This window comes from Ornithinicoccus halotolerans (assembly GCF_009602535.1).
Lineage (GTDB): Bacteria > Actinomycetota > Actinomycetes > Actinomycetales > Dermatophilaceae > Ornithinicoccus > Ornithinicoccus halotolerans.
The window spans coordinates 1-15,543 of record NZ_WIQI01000071.1 but is presented as its reverse complement, the minus strand read 5'-3'; the positions used below and the strand labels follow the sequence as shown (position 1 = coordinate 15,543).

The 15,543-nt window shown below is 74.3% G+C and carries 15 protein-coding genes and 1 pseudogene; 6 read left to right on the top strand and 10 right to left on the bottom strand.

Annotated elements, in window-relative coordinates; genetic code table 11:
• Positions 1–244, top strand: a 244-nt coding sequence (locus tag GFJ45_RS11645; protein ID WP_228386916.1) for a hypothetical protein, incomplete at its 5' end; no start/stop codon positions are given.
• Here GFJ45_RS11645 and GFJ45_RS11640 read toward each other — a convergent pair.
• Entirely contained in the window at positions 241–1,230 is a 990-nt protein-coding gene (locus tag GFJ45_RS11640; protein ID WP_194288634.1) for a serine hydrolase domain-containing protein, read from the bottom strand. The two genes, GFJ45_RS11645 and GFJ45_RS11640, sit on opposite strands and share 4 nt — an antisense overlap.
• A gap of 86 nt (positions 1,231–1,316) precedes the next feature.
• Positions 1,317–2,336, bottom strand: coding sequence for an LLM class flavin-dependent oxidoreductase (locus tag GFJ45_RS11635; protein ID WP_153397376.1), 1,020 nt, complete (start codon positions 2,334–2,336; stop codon positions 1,317–1,319).
• Positions 2,337–2,463: 127 nt separating this feature from the next.
• Here GFJ45_RS11635 and GFJ45_RS11630 point away from each other — a divergent pair, with 127 nt between their 5' ends.
• From GFJ45_RS11630 to GFJ45_RS11610, 5 genes are all read left to right on the top strand, one after another.
• Positions 2,464–2,850, top strand: coding sequence for a single-stranded DNA-binding protein (locus tag GFJ45_RS11630; RefSeq protein ID WP_153397374.1), 387 nt, complete (start codon positions 2,464–2,466; stop codon positions 2,848–2,850).
• A 27-nt stretch (positions 2,851–2,877) separates the two neighbouring features.
• A complete protein-coding gene (locus GFJ45_RS11625) occupies positions 2,878–3,717 on the top strand; it encodes a D-hexose-6-phosphate mutarotase (RefSeq protein WP_153397372.1) in 840 nt (279 codons plus the stop codon).
• A gap of 100 nt (positions 3,718–3,817) precedes the next feature.
• Positions 3,818–5,152 carry an AI-2E family transporter gene (locus GFJ45_RS11620; RefSeq protein ID WP_228386913.1) on the top strand — a complete coding sequence of 445 codons (1,335 nt, stop codon included), beginning with the start codon at positions 3,818–3,820 and terminating at the stop codon, positions 5,150–5,152.
• A gap of 24 nt (positions 5,153–5,176) precedes the next feature.
• Positions 5,177–6,568 carry an MFS transporter gene (locus GFJ45_RS11615; protein WP_153397370.1) on the top strand — a complete coding sequence of 464 codons (1,392 nt, stop codon included), beginning with the start codon at positions 5,177–5,179 and terminating at the stop codon, positions 6,566–6,568.
• Between the two features lie 215 nt (positions 6,569–6,783).
• Complete coding sequence (locus GFJ45_RS11610; RefSeq protein ID WP_153397368.1) at positions 6,784–7,140, top strand: RNA polymerase-binding protein RbpA; 357 nt, start codon at positions 6,784–6,786, stop codon at positions 7,138–7,140.
• Positions 7,141–7,228: 88 nt separating this feature from the next.
• On the opposite strand, the gene GFJ45_RS11605 is transcribed toward GFJ45_RS11610, so the two are convergent.
• The 8 genes and pseudogenes from GFJ45_RS11605 to GFJ45_RS16390 all read right to left on the bottom strand — a co-directional run.
• Entirely contained in the window at positions 7,229–7,831 is a 603-nt protein-coding gene (locus GFJ45_RS11605) for an FxsA family protein (RefSeq protein WP_228386911.1), read from the bottom strand.
• Complete coding sequence (locus GFJ45_RS11600; RefSeq protein ID WP_153397366.1) at positions 7,828–8,649, bottom strand: polyprenol monophosphomannose synthase; 822 nt, start codon at positions 8,647–8,649, stop codon at positions 7,828–7,830. The genes GFJ45_RS11605 and GFJ45_RS11600 overlap by 4 nt, the downstream gene beginning before the upstream one ends.
• A 9-nt stretch (positions 8,650–8,658) precedes the next feature.
• Positions 8,659–10,200, bottom strand: coding sequence for an apolipoprotein N-acyltransferase (gene lnt, locus GFJ45_RS11595; RefSeq protein WP_228386910.1), 1,542 nt, complete (start codon positions 10,198–10,200; stop codon positions 8,659–8,661).
• A gap of 496 nt (positions 10,201–10,696) precedes the next feature.
• A complete protein-coding gene (kal, locus tag GFJ45_RS11590) occupies positions 10,697–11,080 on the bottom strand; it encodes a 3-aminobutyryl-CoA ammonia lyase (protein ID WP_153397364.1) in 384 nt (127 codons plus the stop codon).
• Entirely contained in the window at positions 11,077–11,844 is a 768-nt protein-coding gene (gene kamE / locus GFJ45_RS11585) for a lysine 5,6-aminomutase subunit beta (protein WP_153397362.1), read from the bottom strand. Before kamE ends, kal begins: the two co-directional genes overlap by 4 nt.
• On the bottom strand, positions 11,841–13,472 hold the full coding sequence (gene kamD, locus GFJ45_RS11580; RefSeq protein ID WP_228386909.1) for a lysine 5,6-aminomutase subunit alpha: 1,632 nt from the start codon (positions 13,470–13,472) through the stop codon (positions 11,841–11,843). The genes kamE and kamD overlap by 4 nt, the downstream gene beginning before the upstream one ends.
• Complete coding sequence (locus tag GFJ45_RS11575) at positions 13,473–15,065, bottom strand: amidohydrolase (RefSeq protein WP_153397360.1); 1,593 nt, start codon at positions 15,063–15,065, stop codon at positions 13,473–13,475.
• 77 nt (positions 15,066–15,142) lie between these two features.
• Positions 15,143–15,543, bottom strand: a pseudogene (locus tag GFJ45_RS16390) (L-erythro-3,5-diaminohexanoate dehydrogenase); the annotation flags it as partial.

The window sequence follows — 15,543 nt, the reverse complement described above, 5'->3', positions numbered from 1 at the left end:
GCGAGGCGGCGGGCCGGGTACCCGGACGGGAGTGGAAGCGCGGCTACTGGCAGGCGACACGGGAGGACTCCTGCGCCGCTACCGCAGCGGCGAGCGGGACCCGCACCTGGAGGACCAGGTCGTCGCCGAGCTGTCGCTGCGGGGGCTGACACCGCGGGGACGACCGCACCTCGCCGGGCTGACGAACGCCAACCCTCCGCTGCTGCTCTTCGACACCGACGTCCACCCGGAGACCGGCAGCTAGGCTGACCCGCTGACCTCCGCCAGCAGTCGGAACCCCGCCCGGTCCACGCTGCGCGCCGTCGCCGTGACCAGCGCGACCCCGGTGCCGCTGGCGCGATGGAGGCCGACGAAGCTGCGGAACCCGCCGGTGCCGCCGTTGTGCCAGGTCACGTCCCCGCCGCGCCCGGTCAGCGTGAGCCAGCCGGCCCCGATGCGCAGCGACCGGCCCTGGAACCGGCGGACCGGGTCCAGCGCGCCGACCCCGGGCGCGCTGCCCTGCAGCAGCGCGCCCAGCAGGATGGCCAGGTCACCCACGGGCATCCGCACTCCCCCGGCCGGCCCGATCCCGGCGCCGGTCCAGGGCGCCACGGGCCTGCCTCGCCGGTTCGTTCCCGCGACCGCGCCAGGCCGCAGGTCGGTGGGGCGCTCGGGCAGGTAGGTGCCGGTCATGCCCAGGGGCTCGAGGAGCCGGTCCCGCAGCAGGTCGGCGTAGCTGCGGCCGCTGGCGGCCGCGACGGCGTGACCGAGCAGCTGGAACCCCAGGTTGGAGTAGCGCGGCCGGCCGCGGCGCCTGCGGACGGGCGTGCCGCTGGCAAGCCGGAGCAGCTCCGGGACGTCCTCCCGGTACGGGTTGGTGCCGCGGCGGATGAGGTCCCAGGTCCGTCGCCAGGCGTGCATCCCCGCGGGCAGGCGCGGCAACCCGGAGGTGTGGGTGGCCAGCTGGCCCAGGGTGACGGCCGCCGTGTCCGAGTCGCCGAGCTCGAGCAGCGAGCCCAGCGGCGTCCCGGGCGCCACCTCGCCGCGGTCCACGGCGTCCACGTAGAGGAGCCCGGTCAGCCCCTTGGTGACAGAGCCGATCTCGAAGTCAGCCCCGCTCTCCGGGGTGCCGAGCTCGGCCGTCGCCACGCCGCCGGGCCCGGCCGCCACCGCCCCGACGGCCCGGTGCCGCGGCCCCAGCAGCCCGGCGGTGCGCGAGCCGAGCTCTTCGGTCGAGACCGGTGCCGTCATGACCGCCCCCTGCTCCCCGCCAGCGCCATGGCCCTACTGTGCCACCGGCCCCAGCCGTCCCCCCCGCCAACTACGGGGGCGGCGAGTCAGCGCCAGCCGAGCTCGGGCGCGACGTGGCGCAGGATGCCGTCGATGACATGGGCGTTGTACTCCACGCCCAGCTGGTTCGGGATCGTCAGCAGCAGCGTGTCGGCCGCGGCGACCGCCTCGTCCTCGGCCAGGTCGCGCACCAGCTGGTCGGGCTCGCCGGCGTAGCTCTTGCCGAACCGGGCCGGGCCGCCCTCGAGGAAGCCGACCTGGTCCTGGCTTCGGGTGTCCAACCCGAAGTAGCGCCGGTCCTCGTCGCTGAGCAGCGGGAAGATGCTGCGACTGACCGACACCCGCGGCTCGCGGGCGTGGCCGGCGGTCCTCCAGGCGTCCCGGAACCGCTGGATCTGCTCGGCCTGCAGCTGGTGGAACGGCACCCCGGTGTCCTCGGTGAGCAGCGTCGAGCTCATCAGGTTCATCCCCTGCTCGCCCGTCCACTCGGCGGTGGCCCTCGTGCCGGCCCCCCACCAGACCCGCTCCCGCAGCCCGGGCGAGTGGGGCTCGATGCGCAGCAGCCCCGGCGGGTTGGGGAACATCGGCCGCGGGTTCGGCTCGGCGAACCCCTCGCCCTGGATGACCCGCAGGAACGTCGCGGCGTGCTCGCGGGCCATGTCGGCGTCGGTCTGCCCCTCGCGGGGATGGTGGCCGAAGTAGCGGTAGCCCTCGATCACCTGCTCCGGCGACCCGCGGCTGATGCCCAGCTGCAGCCGGCCGCCAGCGATCAGGTCGGCGGCCCCGGCGTCCTCGGCCATGTAGAGCGGGTTCTCGTAGCGCATGTCGATGACGCCGGTCCCGATCTCGATGCGGCTGGTGCGCGCCCCGACGGCGGCGAGCAGCGGGAACGGCGAGGCCAGCTGCCGCGCGTAGTGGTGCACGCGGAAGTAGGCGCCGTCCGCGCCCAGCTCCTCCGCCGCCACCGCGAGCTCCACCGACTGCAGCAGCGCGTCCGAGGCGGTACGGACCCGCGAGGCCGGCGAGGGGGTCCAGTGCCCGAAGGACAGGAATCCGATCTTCTTCACGCCCCCGTCAAGACCGCGGTGCCCAACCGCATTCCCGCCGTCCACACCGGCGGACCGGGTCGACGGCGCATCCCCAGGGGGGACGGGCTGCCGGGTCGCGGCCGGGGCCGCCCCACACCATCGGGGGATGACCCCCCGTGCACGCACAGCGCAGGCCGGCCCGGCGGCGGACCGCAACGAGGTCCACCTGACGGGGCGGGTCAGCGGCGCCCCGGTCGAGCGCGAGCTGCCCAGCGGCGACACCGTCGTCAGCTTCCGGGTGGTGGTCACCCGCTCCCCCGGCCGCGGCTCACGGCGCACCGGCGATCGCACGCGGGACCGGGCGGGCGGCCGGCCACAGCAGGACACCCTGGACGTCGCCTGCTGGAGCGCCCGCACCCGGGCGAGCGCGCTGCGGCTGCCCGACGGGCAGCGCGTGGAGCTGCAGGGGACGCTCCGACGCCGGTTCTACCGCACCCCGGCCGGGCCGGCCTCCCGCTACGAGGTGCACGCGGTGCGGCTCCGGAGGCTCTGAGGCGGCCGCGCCGCTACGGTGACGCACATGGAGCAGCTCACTGCGTTGACCGGCCCGACCGGCACGGGCACCTTCACGGCCTACGACCAAGGTGCCCAGCTGGCGGCATGGCGGCCCCGCGCCGACGCCCCGGAGGTGATCTGGGAGAGCGCCCACACCAAGCACGAGCAGGGCACCGCCATCCGCGGTGGCGTGCCGCTGTGCCTGCCGTGGTTCGGACCCGGCGTGGACGGGCCGTTCCATCCCGCCCACGGCTTCGCCCGGATCGCACCGTGGCGGCTGCGCGACCGGCACGAGACCGGCCACCGCACCGTCCTGCAGTGGGAGCTGACCGACGCCGACGTCACCGGCGTCCCCGGTGCCGAGCACTTCCGCCACCCGTTCCGCGCCACCTGTGTGCACGACCTCGGCAGCGACGCCGAAATCCAGCTGACGATGGCCAACTCCGGCAGCGAGACGTTCCGGTACGAGCTGGCGCTGCACACCTACCTGCACGTGGGCGACGTGCGGCAGGTGCGGGTGACCGGCCTGGAGGGCGCCACCTACCTGGACAAGCTGACCGGGGCGGAGCAGCAGCAGGAGGGTGAGCTGGTGCTCACGGGACAGACCGACCGGGTCTACCGCTCTGCCGGGCCGGTCCAGGTGCACGACCCGGTCCTGGGGCGCACGCTGACCGTCACCTCCACCGGGGCAGCCAGCACCATCGTGTGGAACCCGTGGGCGGAGCAGGCCCAGTCGATGGCCGACCTCGGGGACGAGGAGTGGACCCAGCTGCTGTGCGTCGAGACCGGGAACGTGCTGGCGGACGCCGTCGAGCTCGCTGCGGGCGCCTCCCACACCACCACCGCCCGGATCAGCGTGGACTGAGCACGCCGCTACCCACCACGCCGTCCCGCGTGCCCCGGCGGCGCCTGACGCGCGCCGGTGCAAGGATGTCCCGGGCGGACACCTGCGAGGAGGTCACACCGTGGCAGCACGTCGACGGCGGCGCACCGAGGCGGTCGCGGACCACATCCGCGACCACCAGGCACAGGCTGGGCGGACGGCGGAGGGGACCGCTCCGGCCCCGGTGGACCGCGGTCAGGTCATCGCCGAGGGGATGCGGGTGGCCGCCCGGTGGTCTGGGCGGTTCCTGCTGATCGTCCTCGCCCTCGCGGTGTTCCTCTGGCTGCTGGGCCGGGCCTGGGTGGGCGTCTTCCCGGTGATCATGGCCATCATCGTGTGCACCGTGCTGTGGCCCCCGGTCGCCTGGATGCGAGCCCGCCGGGCCCCGCCTGCGCTGGCCGCGATCGGCACCATCCTGCTCGCGTTCGCAGTCTTCATCGGGCTGCTCGCCTCCGTCGCGCCCTCGGTGGTGCGGCAGTCGCGGGAGATCGTCACCCAGGCCACCGAGGGCGTGGAGCAGGTGCGGCAGTGGCTGGCCGGGCCGCCGGTCAACCTCGACAACGAGCGGCTCAACCAGGCGATCGACCAGGGCTCGGAGTGGGTGCAGCAACGCAGCAGCGAGATCGCCTCCGGCGTGTTCACCGGCGTCACCGCGGTCGGCTCGGGGCTGGTCACGCTGGCACTAGTCCTGGTGCTGACCTTCTTCTTCCTCAAGGACGGCCCGCAGTTCCTGCCCTGGCTCCGGCGCGTCGCCGGCCACCGTGCCGGTGACCACCTGACCGAGATCCTGACCCGCGTCTGGCACACCCTCAGCGGGTTCATCCGCGCGCAGGCCATGGTCAGCGGCGTGGACGCCTTCTTCATCGGCCTCGGGCTGCTCATCCTCGGCGTGCCGCTCGCCATCCCGCTGGCCATCATCACCTTCATCGCCGGCTTCATCCCGATCGTGGGAGCCGTCACGGCCGGGGCCCTCGCGGTGCTGGTGGCGCTGGTGTCCAACAGCTTCACCACGGCCCTCATCGTGCTCGCCATCGTGATCGGGGTGCAGCAGCTGGAGGGCAACGTCCTGCAGCCCTTCCTGCAGGGCCGCTCGATGCACCTGCACGCCGGCATCGTGCTGCTGTCCGTCGCAGGCGGCGCCACCCTCTTCGGGATCGTCGGCGCCTTCCTGGCGGTGCCGCTCGCCGCCTCGGTGGTGGTGGTGCTGCGCTACATCAGCGAGCAGATCGACGTCCAGGCGGGCTTGGCCACCGCCGGGTCGGTCTCCTCGGCCACCCCCGAGGGCACGCACGCCACCGTGCTCGCCGAGGAGGCCTCGACCCGACGCCGCGTCCAGCCGCCCCAGAACCGGCCGGGGAGCCGGGGCCGGGACCGCAACCGGAGCCGCACCGGCTGGCGCCGCTTCCTGCCGGGCTGACCGAGGCTGTGCCACGCTGACCGCATGACGAGCCCTTCGGCCCTGGCCACGGCCGACCTGTCGCAGGAGCGCACCGGCGGTCACCAGCGTGCCTGGGCCTGGTACGACTGGGCCAACTCGGCCTACGTGACCACCACCGGCACGGTCCTCATCGCGCCGTACCTGACGGCGATCGCCCGCACCGCTGCCTGCCCGGACCTGCTGCCGGGCGAGACCTGCAGCACCCCGCTGCGGGTGCTGGGCATCCCGGTCGCCGCGGGCTCGCTGGCGCCGTACACGATCACCCTGGCAACCGTCGTGTCGGCGCTGGTGCTGCTGTTCGTGGGCGCGGTGGCGGACCGGACCTCGCGCCCGACCTGGCTGCTCGGCGGCTTCGCGTGGGTCGGGGCGGCCGCCGCGATGGGCATGTTCTTCCTCACCGGCGCCAACTGGCAGCTGGGGGTGGTGCTCATTGTGGTGGCGAACCTGTGCCTGGGCGCCTCCACGGTCGTCTACGACGCACTCCTGGTCAGGGTGGCCCACCCCGACGAGCGGGACCGGGTCTCGTCCCGGGGCTGGGCACTGGGCTACCTGGGCGGTGGGCTGCTGCTCGCCCTCAACCTGGGGCTGTTGCAGCTGGCCGGTCCGCTGGGACTGGACGAGGCCACCGCGGTGCGGATCAGCCTGCTGTCGGCGGGCGTCTGGTGGGCGGTGTTCACGCTCATCCCGGTCCGGGGGCTGCGCCGGCTGCGCGGCACCACCGCCCCGCCCGTCGAGCGCGGGGCGGGCGTCCTGGGCGGCACCCTGGTCCAGCTGCGCACCACGTTCCGGGAGCTTCGCGGCTACCCCGTCACGCTCACCTTCCTCGTCGCATACCTGTTCTACAACGACGGCATCCAGACCGTGATCGCCTCCGCCTCCCTCTACGGGACCGAGGAGCTCGGGTTCGCCGCCAGCCAGATGATCGTGACCATCCTGGTGGTGCAGTTCGTCGCCTTCGGCGGTGCGCTGCTCTTCGGCCGGCTGGCCGCACGGGTCGGGGCCTGGCGGGTGGTGCTCGCCGGCATCGGGCTGTGGACCGGTGTGGTCGGCTTCGCGTTCTTCGTGCCGACCGGGGCGTTCGGGCTGTGGCTGGTGTGTGCGGTCGGGATCGGGATCGTGCTGGGGGGCACGCAGGCGCTCTCCCGATCCATGTACTCCCAGCTGGTCCCCCGTGGGCGGGAGTCGGAGTTCTTCAGCCTCTACCAGGCGATGGAGCGGGGCACCAGCTGGCTGGGCACCCTCACCTTCGGGCTGGTCTACCAGCTGGGCGGCTCCTACCGGCTGGCCATCGTCTCGGTGGTGATCTTCTTCGCCCTCGGCGGGTTGGTGCTGTCCCGCGTGGACATGCGCCGCGGCATCCGGGAGGCCGGGAACGAGCAGCCCCGCGTCGTCTAGCGCCGGGCGCCGCGGACGGCGGCGTTCGATTGGCGCGCCTCCGTCGCGGCCGCTACCGTGGAGTGATTGCCGGTGCAGCGCCGGCGCCACCATCCCTGTGACGAGCCCGGTCTGGTGGCCTGGCTGCGCCGGGAACACCCACTCCCGGGAGATCGTTCTCCCTTGGTAGCACCCCCACCGTCGAACCGTGTGCAGCAGCACGAGGAGCGTTTGTCATGGCCGAGAGGTCTCTTCGCGGCACCAACCTGAACTGGCTGTCGTTCGAAAGCGACGAGGGCGTCACCTTCAGTGAGCGCCAGACCGTCCGCTACACCTGCCCGCAGGGCCACGTCACGGAGCTGCCGTTCTCCGTCGAGGCCGAGATCCCGACGCTGTGGGAGTGCCGCTGCGGCGAGCACGCCCGCCTCGAGGACGGCCCCGAGCCGGAGATCAAGGCGACCAAGCCGCAGCGCACCCACTGGGACATGCTGCTGGAGCGGCGCAGCATCCCCGAGCTCGAGGAGCTGCTGGAGGAGCGGCTCGCGCTGCTGCGCGAGCGCCGGGGCGAGAAGCCCCGCCAGCGCAGCGCCTGACCCGCACGACGCACAGCCCCCGTCCGGTCCGCCGGGCGGGGGCTGGTTCGTGCCGTGACCTCGCCCGGCCGACCCGAGGCGGGGCGGCTCAGCCGCGCGGCGGGACCCCGCCGGCGCCGCGACCCCGCCCGTCCTCCCGGGGCTCGTCGTCGACGACCTCGCCCTCGACGATGTCCTCCCCGTGGCTGCCCGGGCCGCCGAACGGTGTCCCGGCCCCGGGCGGCCACCCCGGGGGGGCGACTCGCACCACGCGGCTGCTGACCATGCCCTCCACCAGGCGCCGGCCGGCCGGCCGGGTCCAGGGCAGCAGGAGAGACAGCCCGACCAGGTCGGTGACGAAGCCGGGAGTGAGCAGCATGATCCCGCCGACGAGCACCACCAGCGCGTCCGCCAGCTCCCGCCCGGGCATCCGACCGCTGTTGACTGCCCGGCGCAGCGCACCCCAGGAGCGCCGGCCCTCACGGCCGACCAGCCAGGCACCGAGCACCGTCATCACGATCAGCGCCAGCAGCGTCCATCCCACACCGATCCACCGTCCGGTCGCCACGATGACGGCCAGCTCCACCAGCGGCAGCACCAGCAGCGCCGCCAGCACCCAACGCCAGCGCGCCCGCGGCCGGCCACCGTGGCCACGACCACCGGAGGGCGGACCGGTGGACGCTCCCCCGCCCAGCTGTCCCGGCGTGGTCACGGTGCCGGTTCCTGCCCGCTGCTCAGCAGCTCCGGCTGCCGACGCCCCGCACGCGACGGGCGACCGGGAAGCCGCTGGGCCAGCTGGCTCCCGCGTCGTCGCAACCCCCACAGCGAGACCCGCAGCAGTGCCTCCCGGACGATCTCACCACCCATCTTGGAGCGGCCCTGCTCGCGCTCGACGAAGTCGATCGGCACCTCCACTACCCGCAGCCGCTGCTCGATGGCGCGCAGCGTGAGGTCGACCTGGAAGCAGTAGCCCTGCGAGGCCACGTCGGCCAGCCCCAGTCGCAGCAGCGCGGGCACGCGGTAGACCCGGAACCCGGCGGTCGCGTCCCGCACCGGCAGCCCGAGGGCCACCCGGGTGTAGACGTTCCCGCCCCGACTGAGCAGCCGCCGGTGCGCCGGCCAGTGGTGGATGGCGCCGCCCGGGACCCAGCGGGACCCGATCACCACGTCGGCGCCGTCGGCGGCCGCCAGCAGCCGCGGCAGCTGCTCGGGCAGGTGGGACCCGTCGGCGTCCATCTGCACCACGGCGTCGTAGCCGCGCTCGGCCGCCCACGCGAAGCCAGCCAGGTAGGCCTGCCCGAGCCCGGACTTGCCGGGACGGTGCAGCACCCGCACCCGCTCGTCGCCGGCCGCCCAGGCGTCGGCCACCTCCCCGGTTCCGTCCGGGGAGGCGTCGTCGAGCACGAGGATGTCGGCCTCGGGGACGGCGGCCCGGGTCCGGCTCAGCACACCGGGCAGGCTCTCCCGCTCGTTGTAGGTGGGGACCAGCACGCACACCTGGAGCGTGTGCGACCCGTCCGTCTCCGTCATTGGGCCAGCCTAACTGGCCACCGGGGTCCCACCCGGACCACGGGCGGCACGCTGCGACCGTCCTGACAGCACCAGCAGCACGCCCAAGGCCCCCACCGCGACCCGCTCCGGCCACGGCCCGAGCCGCACCGCCCAGCTGAGCTCGGTACGCCGCGGGAGCTCGGCCGACATCACCGCCCGGCTGAACAGGTCGGTGCCCTCGTGCACCCGGCCGTCGGGCGTGATCAGGCCGCTGACCCCGACCGTGCTCACGTGGGCCACCGAGCGGCCCAGCTCGACCGCCTTGACCCGCGAGGCGGCCAGCTGCTGCACGGACTCGTCGGTGAACCCGAACGTGGCGTTGTTGGTGGGCACGAACATCACCTCCGCGCCCGCCCGCACGCTGTCGCGCATGACGTCGTCGAAGACCACCTCGAAGCAGATCGCCACCCCCAGCGGCAGCGGCCCGTCCGCCAACGGCACCTGCAGGACCCCCACCTCCTGGCCGGCCACGAAGTCGCGGGCGACCAGGTCCACCTTGTCGCTGAACATCCGGAAGAAGCCCCGGTAGGGGATGTACTCGGCGAACGGCGCCGGCCGCCGCTTGGTGTAGGCGTCCACCACGCCCTCGCCGGGCACGTAGAGCAGGCTGGTGTTGGACACGTTCTCCCCCGGTCCCTCCAGCACGGCTCCCACGACCAGGGGGACGTCCACGGCCGCGACGGCCTGCTCGATGACCCGCGCGGCGTCGTCATTGGTCAACGGATCGATGTCGGAGGAGTTCTCTGGCCACAGCACCACGTCCGGGGCCGGCCGCTGGCCCGCGGCCACCTGCTCGGCGGCGGCCTCGGTGGCGGTGGCGTGGTTGTCCAGCACCGCCCGGCGCTGGGCGTTGAACTCCAGCGTCATCTCCGGCACGTTGCCCTGCACCCCCATCACCTGCAACGGTTCGCCGTCGACCGGCCGCGGCACCAGGGCGGGGGCCAGCACCACGGCGGCCGCCACCCCGACTGCGGGGACCGCCAGCAGCCGGGCGCGCCGGTCGCTCCCAGCGCCACCCAGCAGCGACTGCAGCGCCCGCGCCACGAGGGCACCGGCCAGCACCACGGCGAACGCCACCCCTGGCGTGCCGAGGAGGGAGACCAGGCCCAGCACCGGGGAGTCCGCCTGGCTGTAGGCCAGCCGCCCCCACGGGAACCCGCCGAAGGGGGTCGTCGCGCGGGCGAACTCGGTGACCACCCACGCCAGCCCGGCCGCCACCGGCCGCACGGTGCCAGACCGCTGCAGCTGGCCCAGCAGGGCTCCGAACGCCGCGACGTAGAGGGACTCCAGGGTGGCCAGCGCCAGCCAGGGGGTGGCACCGACGTAGATCCCGCTCCAGGACAGCAGCGGCACGAAGCAGGCCAGCCCGGCCACCAGGCCCAGCAGCCCCCCGCGGGCCGGCCCGCACCCGGCCAGCGCGAGGGTGAGCACACCGGCGCCGGCGAAGGCCAGCGGCCACAGCCCGTGGGCGGGGAAGGCCAGCCACAGCATGAGGCCGGCCACGAGGGAGAGCAGCAGGCGGGCCGGCACGGTCACCAGCCTAGGCGAGCGGACCGGGAGGCCGGCCCGGGGTGCCCGGCAGGGACGCACGCCGGGCACCCGGGCCGCGGTAGTAGCCAGAGCCCGCGCTCCGTTGGGGCCGGAACCGCGCCGACGGGCTGCCGACGCGGGCCCGTTGTCTACTAGGCAGCGCGGGCCCTGGCTTGTCCGCAGGGTGTCGCATCGTGCGACGCGGACCGGTCCGCCCAACGACCGCTGGTGCTGGCGAGGCGCTACGGGCCTGCGGTCGAGGAACGGTGCCGGTACGCGCCGGCCTCCCACACGGTGAGGCGCTGCGGACCTGCAGACAACCTAGTCCGCTCCCACGGTGTGTCAACACCGCCTGACCAGGCAGGATGGGCATCCCTGCTGCTCAGGCCGTTACGCCCAGGCGCGGATTTTCCGATGGCGAGACATTCCATCCGGCGTGTCCTCCAGCGACACGCCGGGCGGCGCCGCCGTGGCCGGCCAGCCCGCACGACAACCGTCAGCCCGGCACGACGACCGTGCCGCGGGCGGTGGTCGCCACCAGCGGCGGGTCCAGCACGTCGGCCGCCGACGCGCCCCGCTCCGGGTTGCCGCGCGCGGTGACCCGCACCTCGAACTCGATCTCGCGGCTCCGACGACCGACCCGGACCACCCGGGCCTCCACCTGCAGGCAGTCACCCGCCCGCACCGGGGCGCGGAACTGGACGTCGCTGTAGGAGGCGAACAGCCCCTCGTCGCCGTCGGTGCGGATGCACAGCTCGGTGGCCACGTCGCCGAACAACGCCAGGCTGTAGGCGCCGTCGACCAGGTGGCCGGCGTAGTGGGCGTGGCCGTACGGCACGTACCGGGCGTGCACGACCCGCATCCCGACCTCGGCGGTCATGGCCGTGCCCTCCCCTCACCGACCAGGGCGTGGACGAGGTAGGAGGCTACCTCCGCCGGTGTCGTGCCGCGCCCGAAGACCCGGTCCACCCCGAGCTCGGCGGCGGCGCCCTCCTCGAACCGGGGCCCGCCGACCACCAGCAGCGGCGCCTGGCCGGCTGGGAACGCCTCCCGGAAGGCGGCCGACATCGCGGTGGTGTTGTGGATGTGGGCGTCCCGCTGGGTGACCACCTGGCTGACCAGCACCGCGTCGGCCCGCTCGGCCCGGGCCCGCTCGACCAGCTCGGGCACCAGCACCTGCGCCCCGAGGTTGACCACCTGGACCTCGGAGTAGTACTCCAGCCCCTTCTCCCCCGCGAAGCCCTTGATGTTCAGGATCGCGTCGATGCCGACGGTGTGCGCGTCGGTCCCGATGCATGCGCCCACCACGACCAGCGGCCGGCGCAGCTGCTTCTTGATGGCGGCGTTGACCTCCTTGGGCGACAGCAGCGGGAAGTCCCGCTCGACCACCTGCACCGCCGACAGGTCCACCAGGTGAGTGACGCTGCCGTAGACGACGAAGAAGGTGTGCTCGGGTCCCATCGCCTTGGCGTGCACCAGCATCGCCGGGCTCATCCCCATCTTCTGCGCCAGCTGCAGCGCGGCCCCCTCGGCGCGCTTGTCATGCGGTAGCGGCAGGGTGAAGGAGACCTGCACCATCCCGTCCCCGGTGGTGTCGCCGTAGGGGCGGACCACGGCCGGCTCCGGCTGCGGACCCGTGCTCATCGGCCACCCCCCTGCTCGGCCACCCATTCCTCGAGCAGGGTGGTGGCCGGGTTGTCGTAGCCCTCGGCCTTGCGGGCCACCCCGTCCAGCCCCTTGCCCTGGTCGGCGGGGCGACGCATGTGCCCGAAGGTGCCGTCGGCGATGGCCTCCAGCAGCGGGGCCCAGCCGCGGCCGCTCTCCTCGGCGGTGATCGTCTCCAGCAGCCCGACCGCCTCGGCCAGCACCTGCCGGGCGCGGGTCTGGATGAACCCGTCCGGCGGTGGCCGGAAGTCCTCGGTGAGGCCGCCGGCGGCGCCCAGGACGTAGTTGACGTTCTGCAGCGCGAGGTCCCGGTCGGACAGGAACGGGGTGACCACGGCCTCAGTCATCATCCCGACCAGCAGGATGGACTGGCCGGTCATCGCGCCGGCCAGGTTGAAGAAGCCGTCCAGCAGGTAGCCGCGGAAGATGTCGCCGGTCATGTGCCGCGTCGGCGGCATCCACTTCAGCGGGGCGTCGGGGAACAACTGCCGCGCCAGCAGCGCGTGCGCCAGCTCCATCCGGAACGACTCGGGCCGGTCGGGCTCGATCTCGAAGGCGTGCCCGAGCCCGAGCTGCCAGTCCGCCAGCCCGGCCTCCCGGCCGAAGTACTCGTTCATCAGCTGGCTGACGGTGACGGTGTGCGCGGCGTCGACGGCGTCCGCGGTGGTGAGGTAGTTGTCCTCGCCGGTGTTGATGACGATCCCGGCCCGCGCGTGGACCTGCCGGGAGAACCGCTGGTCGACGAACGTGCGCACCGGGTTGATGTCACGGAACAGGATGCCGTACATCGAGTCGTTGAGCATCATGTCCAGCCGCTCCAGGCCGGCGAGCGCGGCGATCTCGGGCATGCACAGCCCGGAGGCGTAGTTGGTCAGCCGCACGTAGCGACCCAGCTCCCGGCTCACCTCGTCCAGCGCGGCCCGCATCAGCCGGAAGTTCTCCTGGGTCGCGTAGGTGCCGGCGAACCCCTCCCGGGTGGCGCCCTCGGGCACGAAGTCCAGCAGGCTCTGCCCGGTGCTGCGGATGACGGCGATGATGTCGGCACCGCCCCGGGCGGCGGCCTTCGCCTGGGCCATGTCCTCGTAGATGTCGCCGGTGGCGACGATGAGGTAGATCCAGGGCCGCCGGGGTGGGTCACCCAGCCGGGTGACCAGCCGGTCCCGCGCGGCCCGCTGCCGGTCCAGCCGCCGCATCCCGGTCCGCACCGCCGAGGTAGCGGCCCGGCGCGCCCGGCTGCGCTGGCCGCGCTCCGGCAGCCGGAAGCTCACCGCGCCCGAGGCGGCCCGGCGCGCCAGGCCGGCCAGGTCCGGTGCCTCCTCCCGGTCCAGCGCGTCCCACACCGGCAGTGCCACGCCGTGCTGCAGCCCGACCTGGTCCACCACGGCGTCGACCAGGTGGTTGACCCACGGCACGCCCTCGTGGTCGGCCCCGGTCAGCCCCGCCAGCCGCAGCGTGGCCCGCTCGACCGAGACCGTGGTGTGCTCCCGCGCCATCGTCACCACCGGGTCACCGAGCCGCGCGGCCAGCCGGCGGGCCCGGTCGACGACGGTGGGGTCCAGATCCAGCGGCGGCGGCCCCGGGCGGGGGGTGGTGGTGCTGGTGCTCACTCAGGCTCCTTCTCGGGCATAGGCGACGTGGCCGTCGACCACGGTGCGTCGGGCGACCGGCAGCGGGCCGTCCGGGTCCCCCACGGTGGCAAGGTCCGGCAGCCCGTCGGCTGTCAGCAGCAGCTCGTCGGGGACGTCCCACACGACACAGCTGGCCGGCGCGCCCACCACCAGCTCACCCCCGGGCCGGCCGGCCAGGGCGTACCCGCCGCGGGTGTGCGCCGCGAACGCCTCGGCCGTGGTCAACCGCTCGGCCTCGTTGTGGTGGGTCACCGCGGCCCGCACGCTGCCCCACCCGTCCAGCGGCGTCACCGGGCTGTCGGAGCCGAACGCGATCGGGACACCCGCGTCGAGCATGGTCCGCATCGGCAGCACGGCCAGCGCACGGCGCGGCCCCAGCCTGGCGGCGTACATGCCGTGCTCACCGCCCCAGGCGGCGTCGAAGGCGGGCTGCAGGCTGGCCCAGATGCCGAGCTCGGCCATCGTGGCCAGCACCTCGGCGTCCGGCAGCTCCACGTGCTCCCACCGGTGCCGTACCGCCCGGACCGCCTCGGCCCCCACCACGTCGGCGGCCTGCCGGAAACCTTCCGCCACGGTCTGCAGCGCGGCGTCGCCGATGACGTGGCAGCCGGCCTGCACGCCGGCGCGGGTGCAGGCGACGACGTGGTCGCGCACCTGCTCGACGGTCAGGTAGCCGTAGCCGTGCTCAGCTCCCGGCTCACCGTGCTCGTCCAGGTACGGCTCGACCAGGTGCGCGGTGCGGGAGCCGAACGAGCCGTCGGCGCACAGGTCACCGGCCAGCCCGAGCGCGCCCAGGTGCCGGCACAGCTCCCGGGCCTCCTCCTCGGTGTCCACCAGCCGGCCCCAGTAGGCCACCGTGCCCGGCAGGCCGGGGCGGTTGCCTGCCTGCAGCACGTGGCGCACGTCGTCGTAGCTGGTCAGGTGGTCCGCGCCGGTCTCGTGGACCAGGCCGACGCCCTGCTCGGCGGCGCTGCGCAGCGCCAGGTCCAGGTAGTGGTCCCGGTCCTGGACGGTCATGCCGGAGGTGAACGCGTTGCTGACGGCGGCGAACGCGTCCCGGGTGACCACGCCGGTGCCGTCCCAGCCGTCCATGCCGTGCACCCGCGAGACCGCTGCCATCGCCGAGGACACGCTGGCCGAGTGGGCGTCGATACGCGGCATGTACACGACCCCGCCGTAGCTGGCGCGGTCCAGCTCGAGCGCCGTGACCGGCCGGCCCTCGACCCACCGGGTCTCGTCCCAGGAGTGGGCGTAGATGGGCCGGCCGCGGGTGTGCCGGGCCGCGCCCTCGATGAGCCGGAGCGCCTCGGTGACCGAGCGGGTGCCGGACAGGTCGATCCCGTCCAGCCCCTGGCCGGTCATGGTCAGGTGCACGTGGGCGTCGCAGAACGCCGGGGTGACCAGCGCACCGTCCAGCTCGTGGACCTCGTCGGCCTGCTCGAGGTGCGCGCGGGCGCCGGCGTCGTCACCCACCCAGGCGACCGCGGCGCCGCGCAGCAGCACAGCGGTCGCGTCCGGCCGCTCCGGGCTGAGGACTCGGCCGCCGCGCAGCAGCAGGGTCGGTGGTGGCATGCTCGAAGGCTGCTCGTCCAGCCCCGGGTGGGGGGCGGCGGACCACGGTTGGCTGCCGGGCGGGGGCGCAGGGGTGCTCACGCCGACCCAGTCTCCCCGAGCCGGCCCTCGAAGAGGGCACGGACCGCCGGGGTGGCGCGCAGCAGGTCCAGTGCGTAGTCGGCGTGCCCCGGCACGTACCCGTTGCCGATGAGCATCCGCACGTCGGCGGCGACTCCCTCGGCGCCGAGCGCCGCGGCGGCGAACGAGGTGGCCATGGAGAAGAACACGATCGTGCCCCCCTGGGCGGTGGCGAGCACCGCCGGCTGCTCGCACCCGGGCACGTCGACGCACACGACGGTGACGTCGGCCGGCCCGCCGGCCGCGCGGACCGCCCGCTCCAGCGCCAGCGGGGCCCGGGCGTCGACGACCAGCACCTGCTCGGCCAGCGGGTCCGCGCCACCCGCCTCGGCCAGCAGCCGAGCCGCCTGCTCGGTGG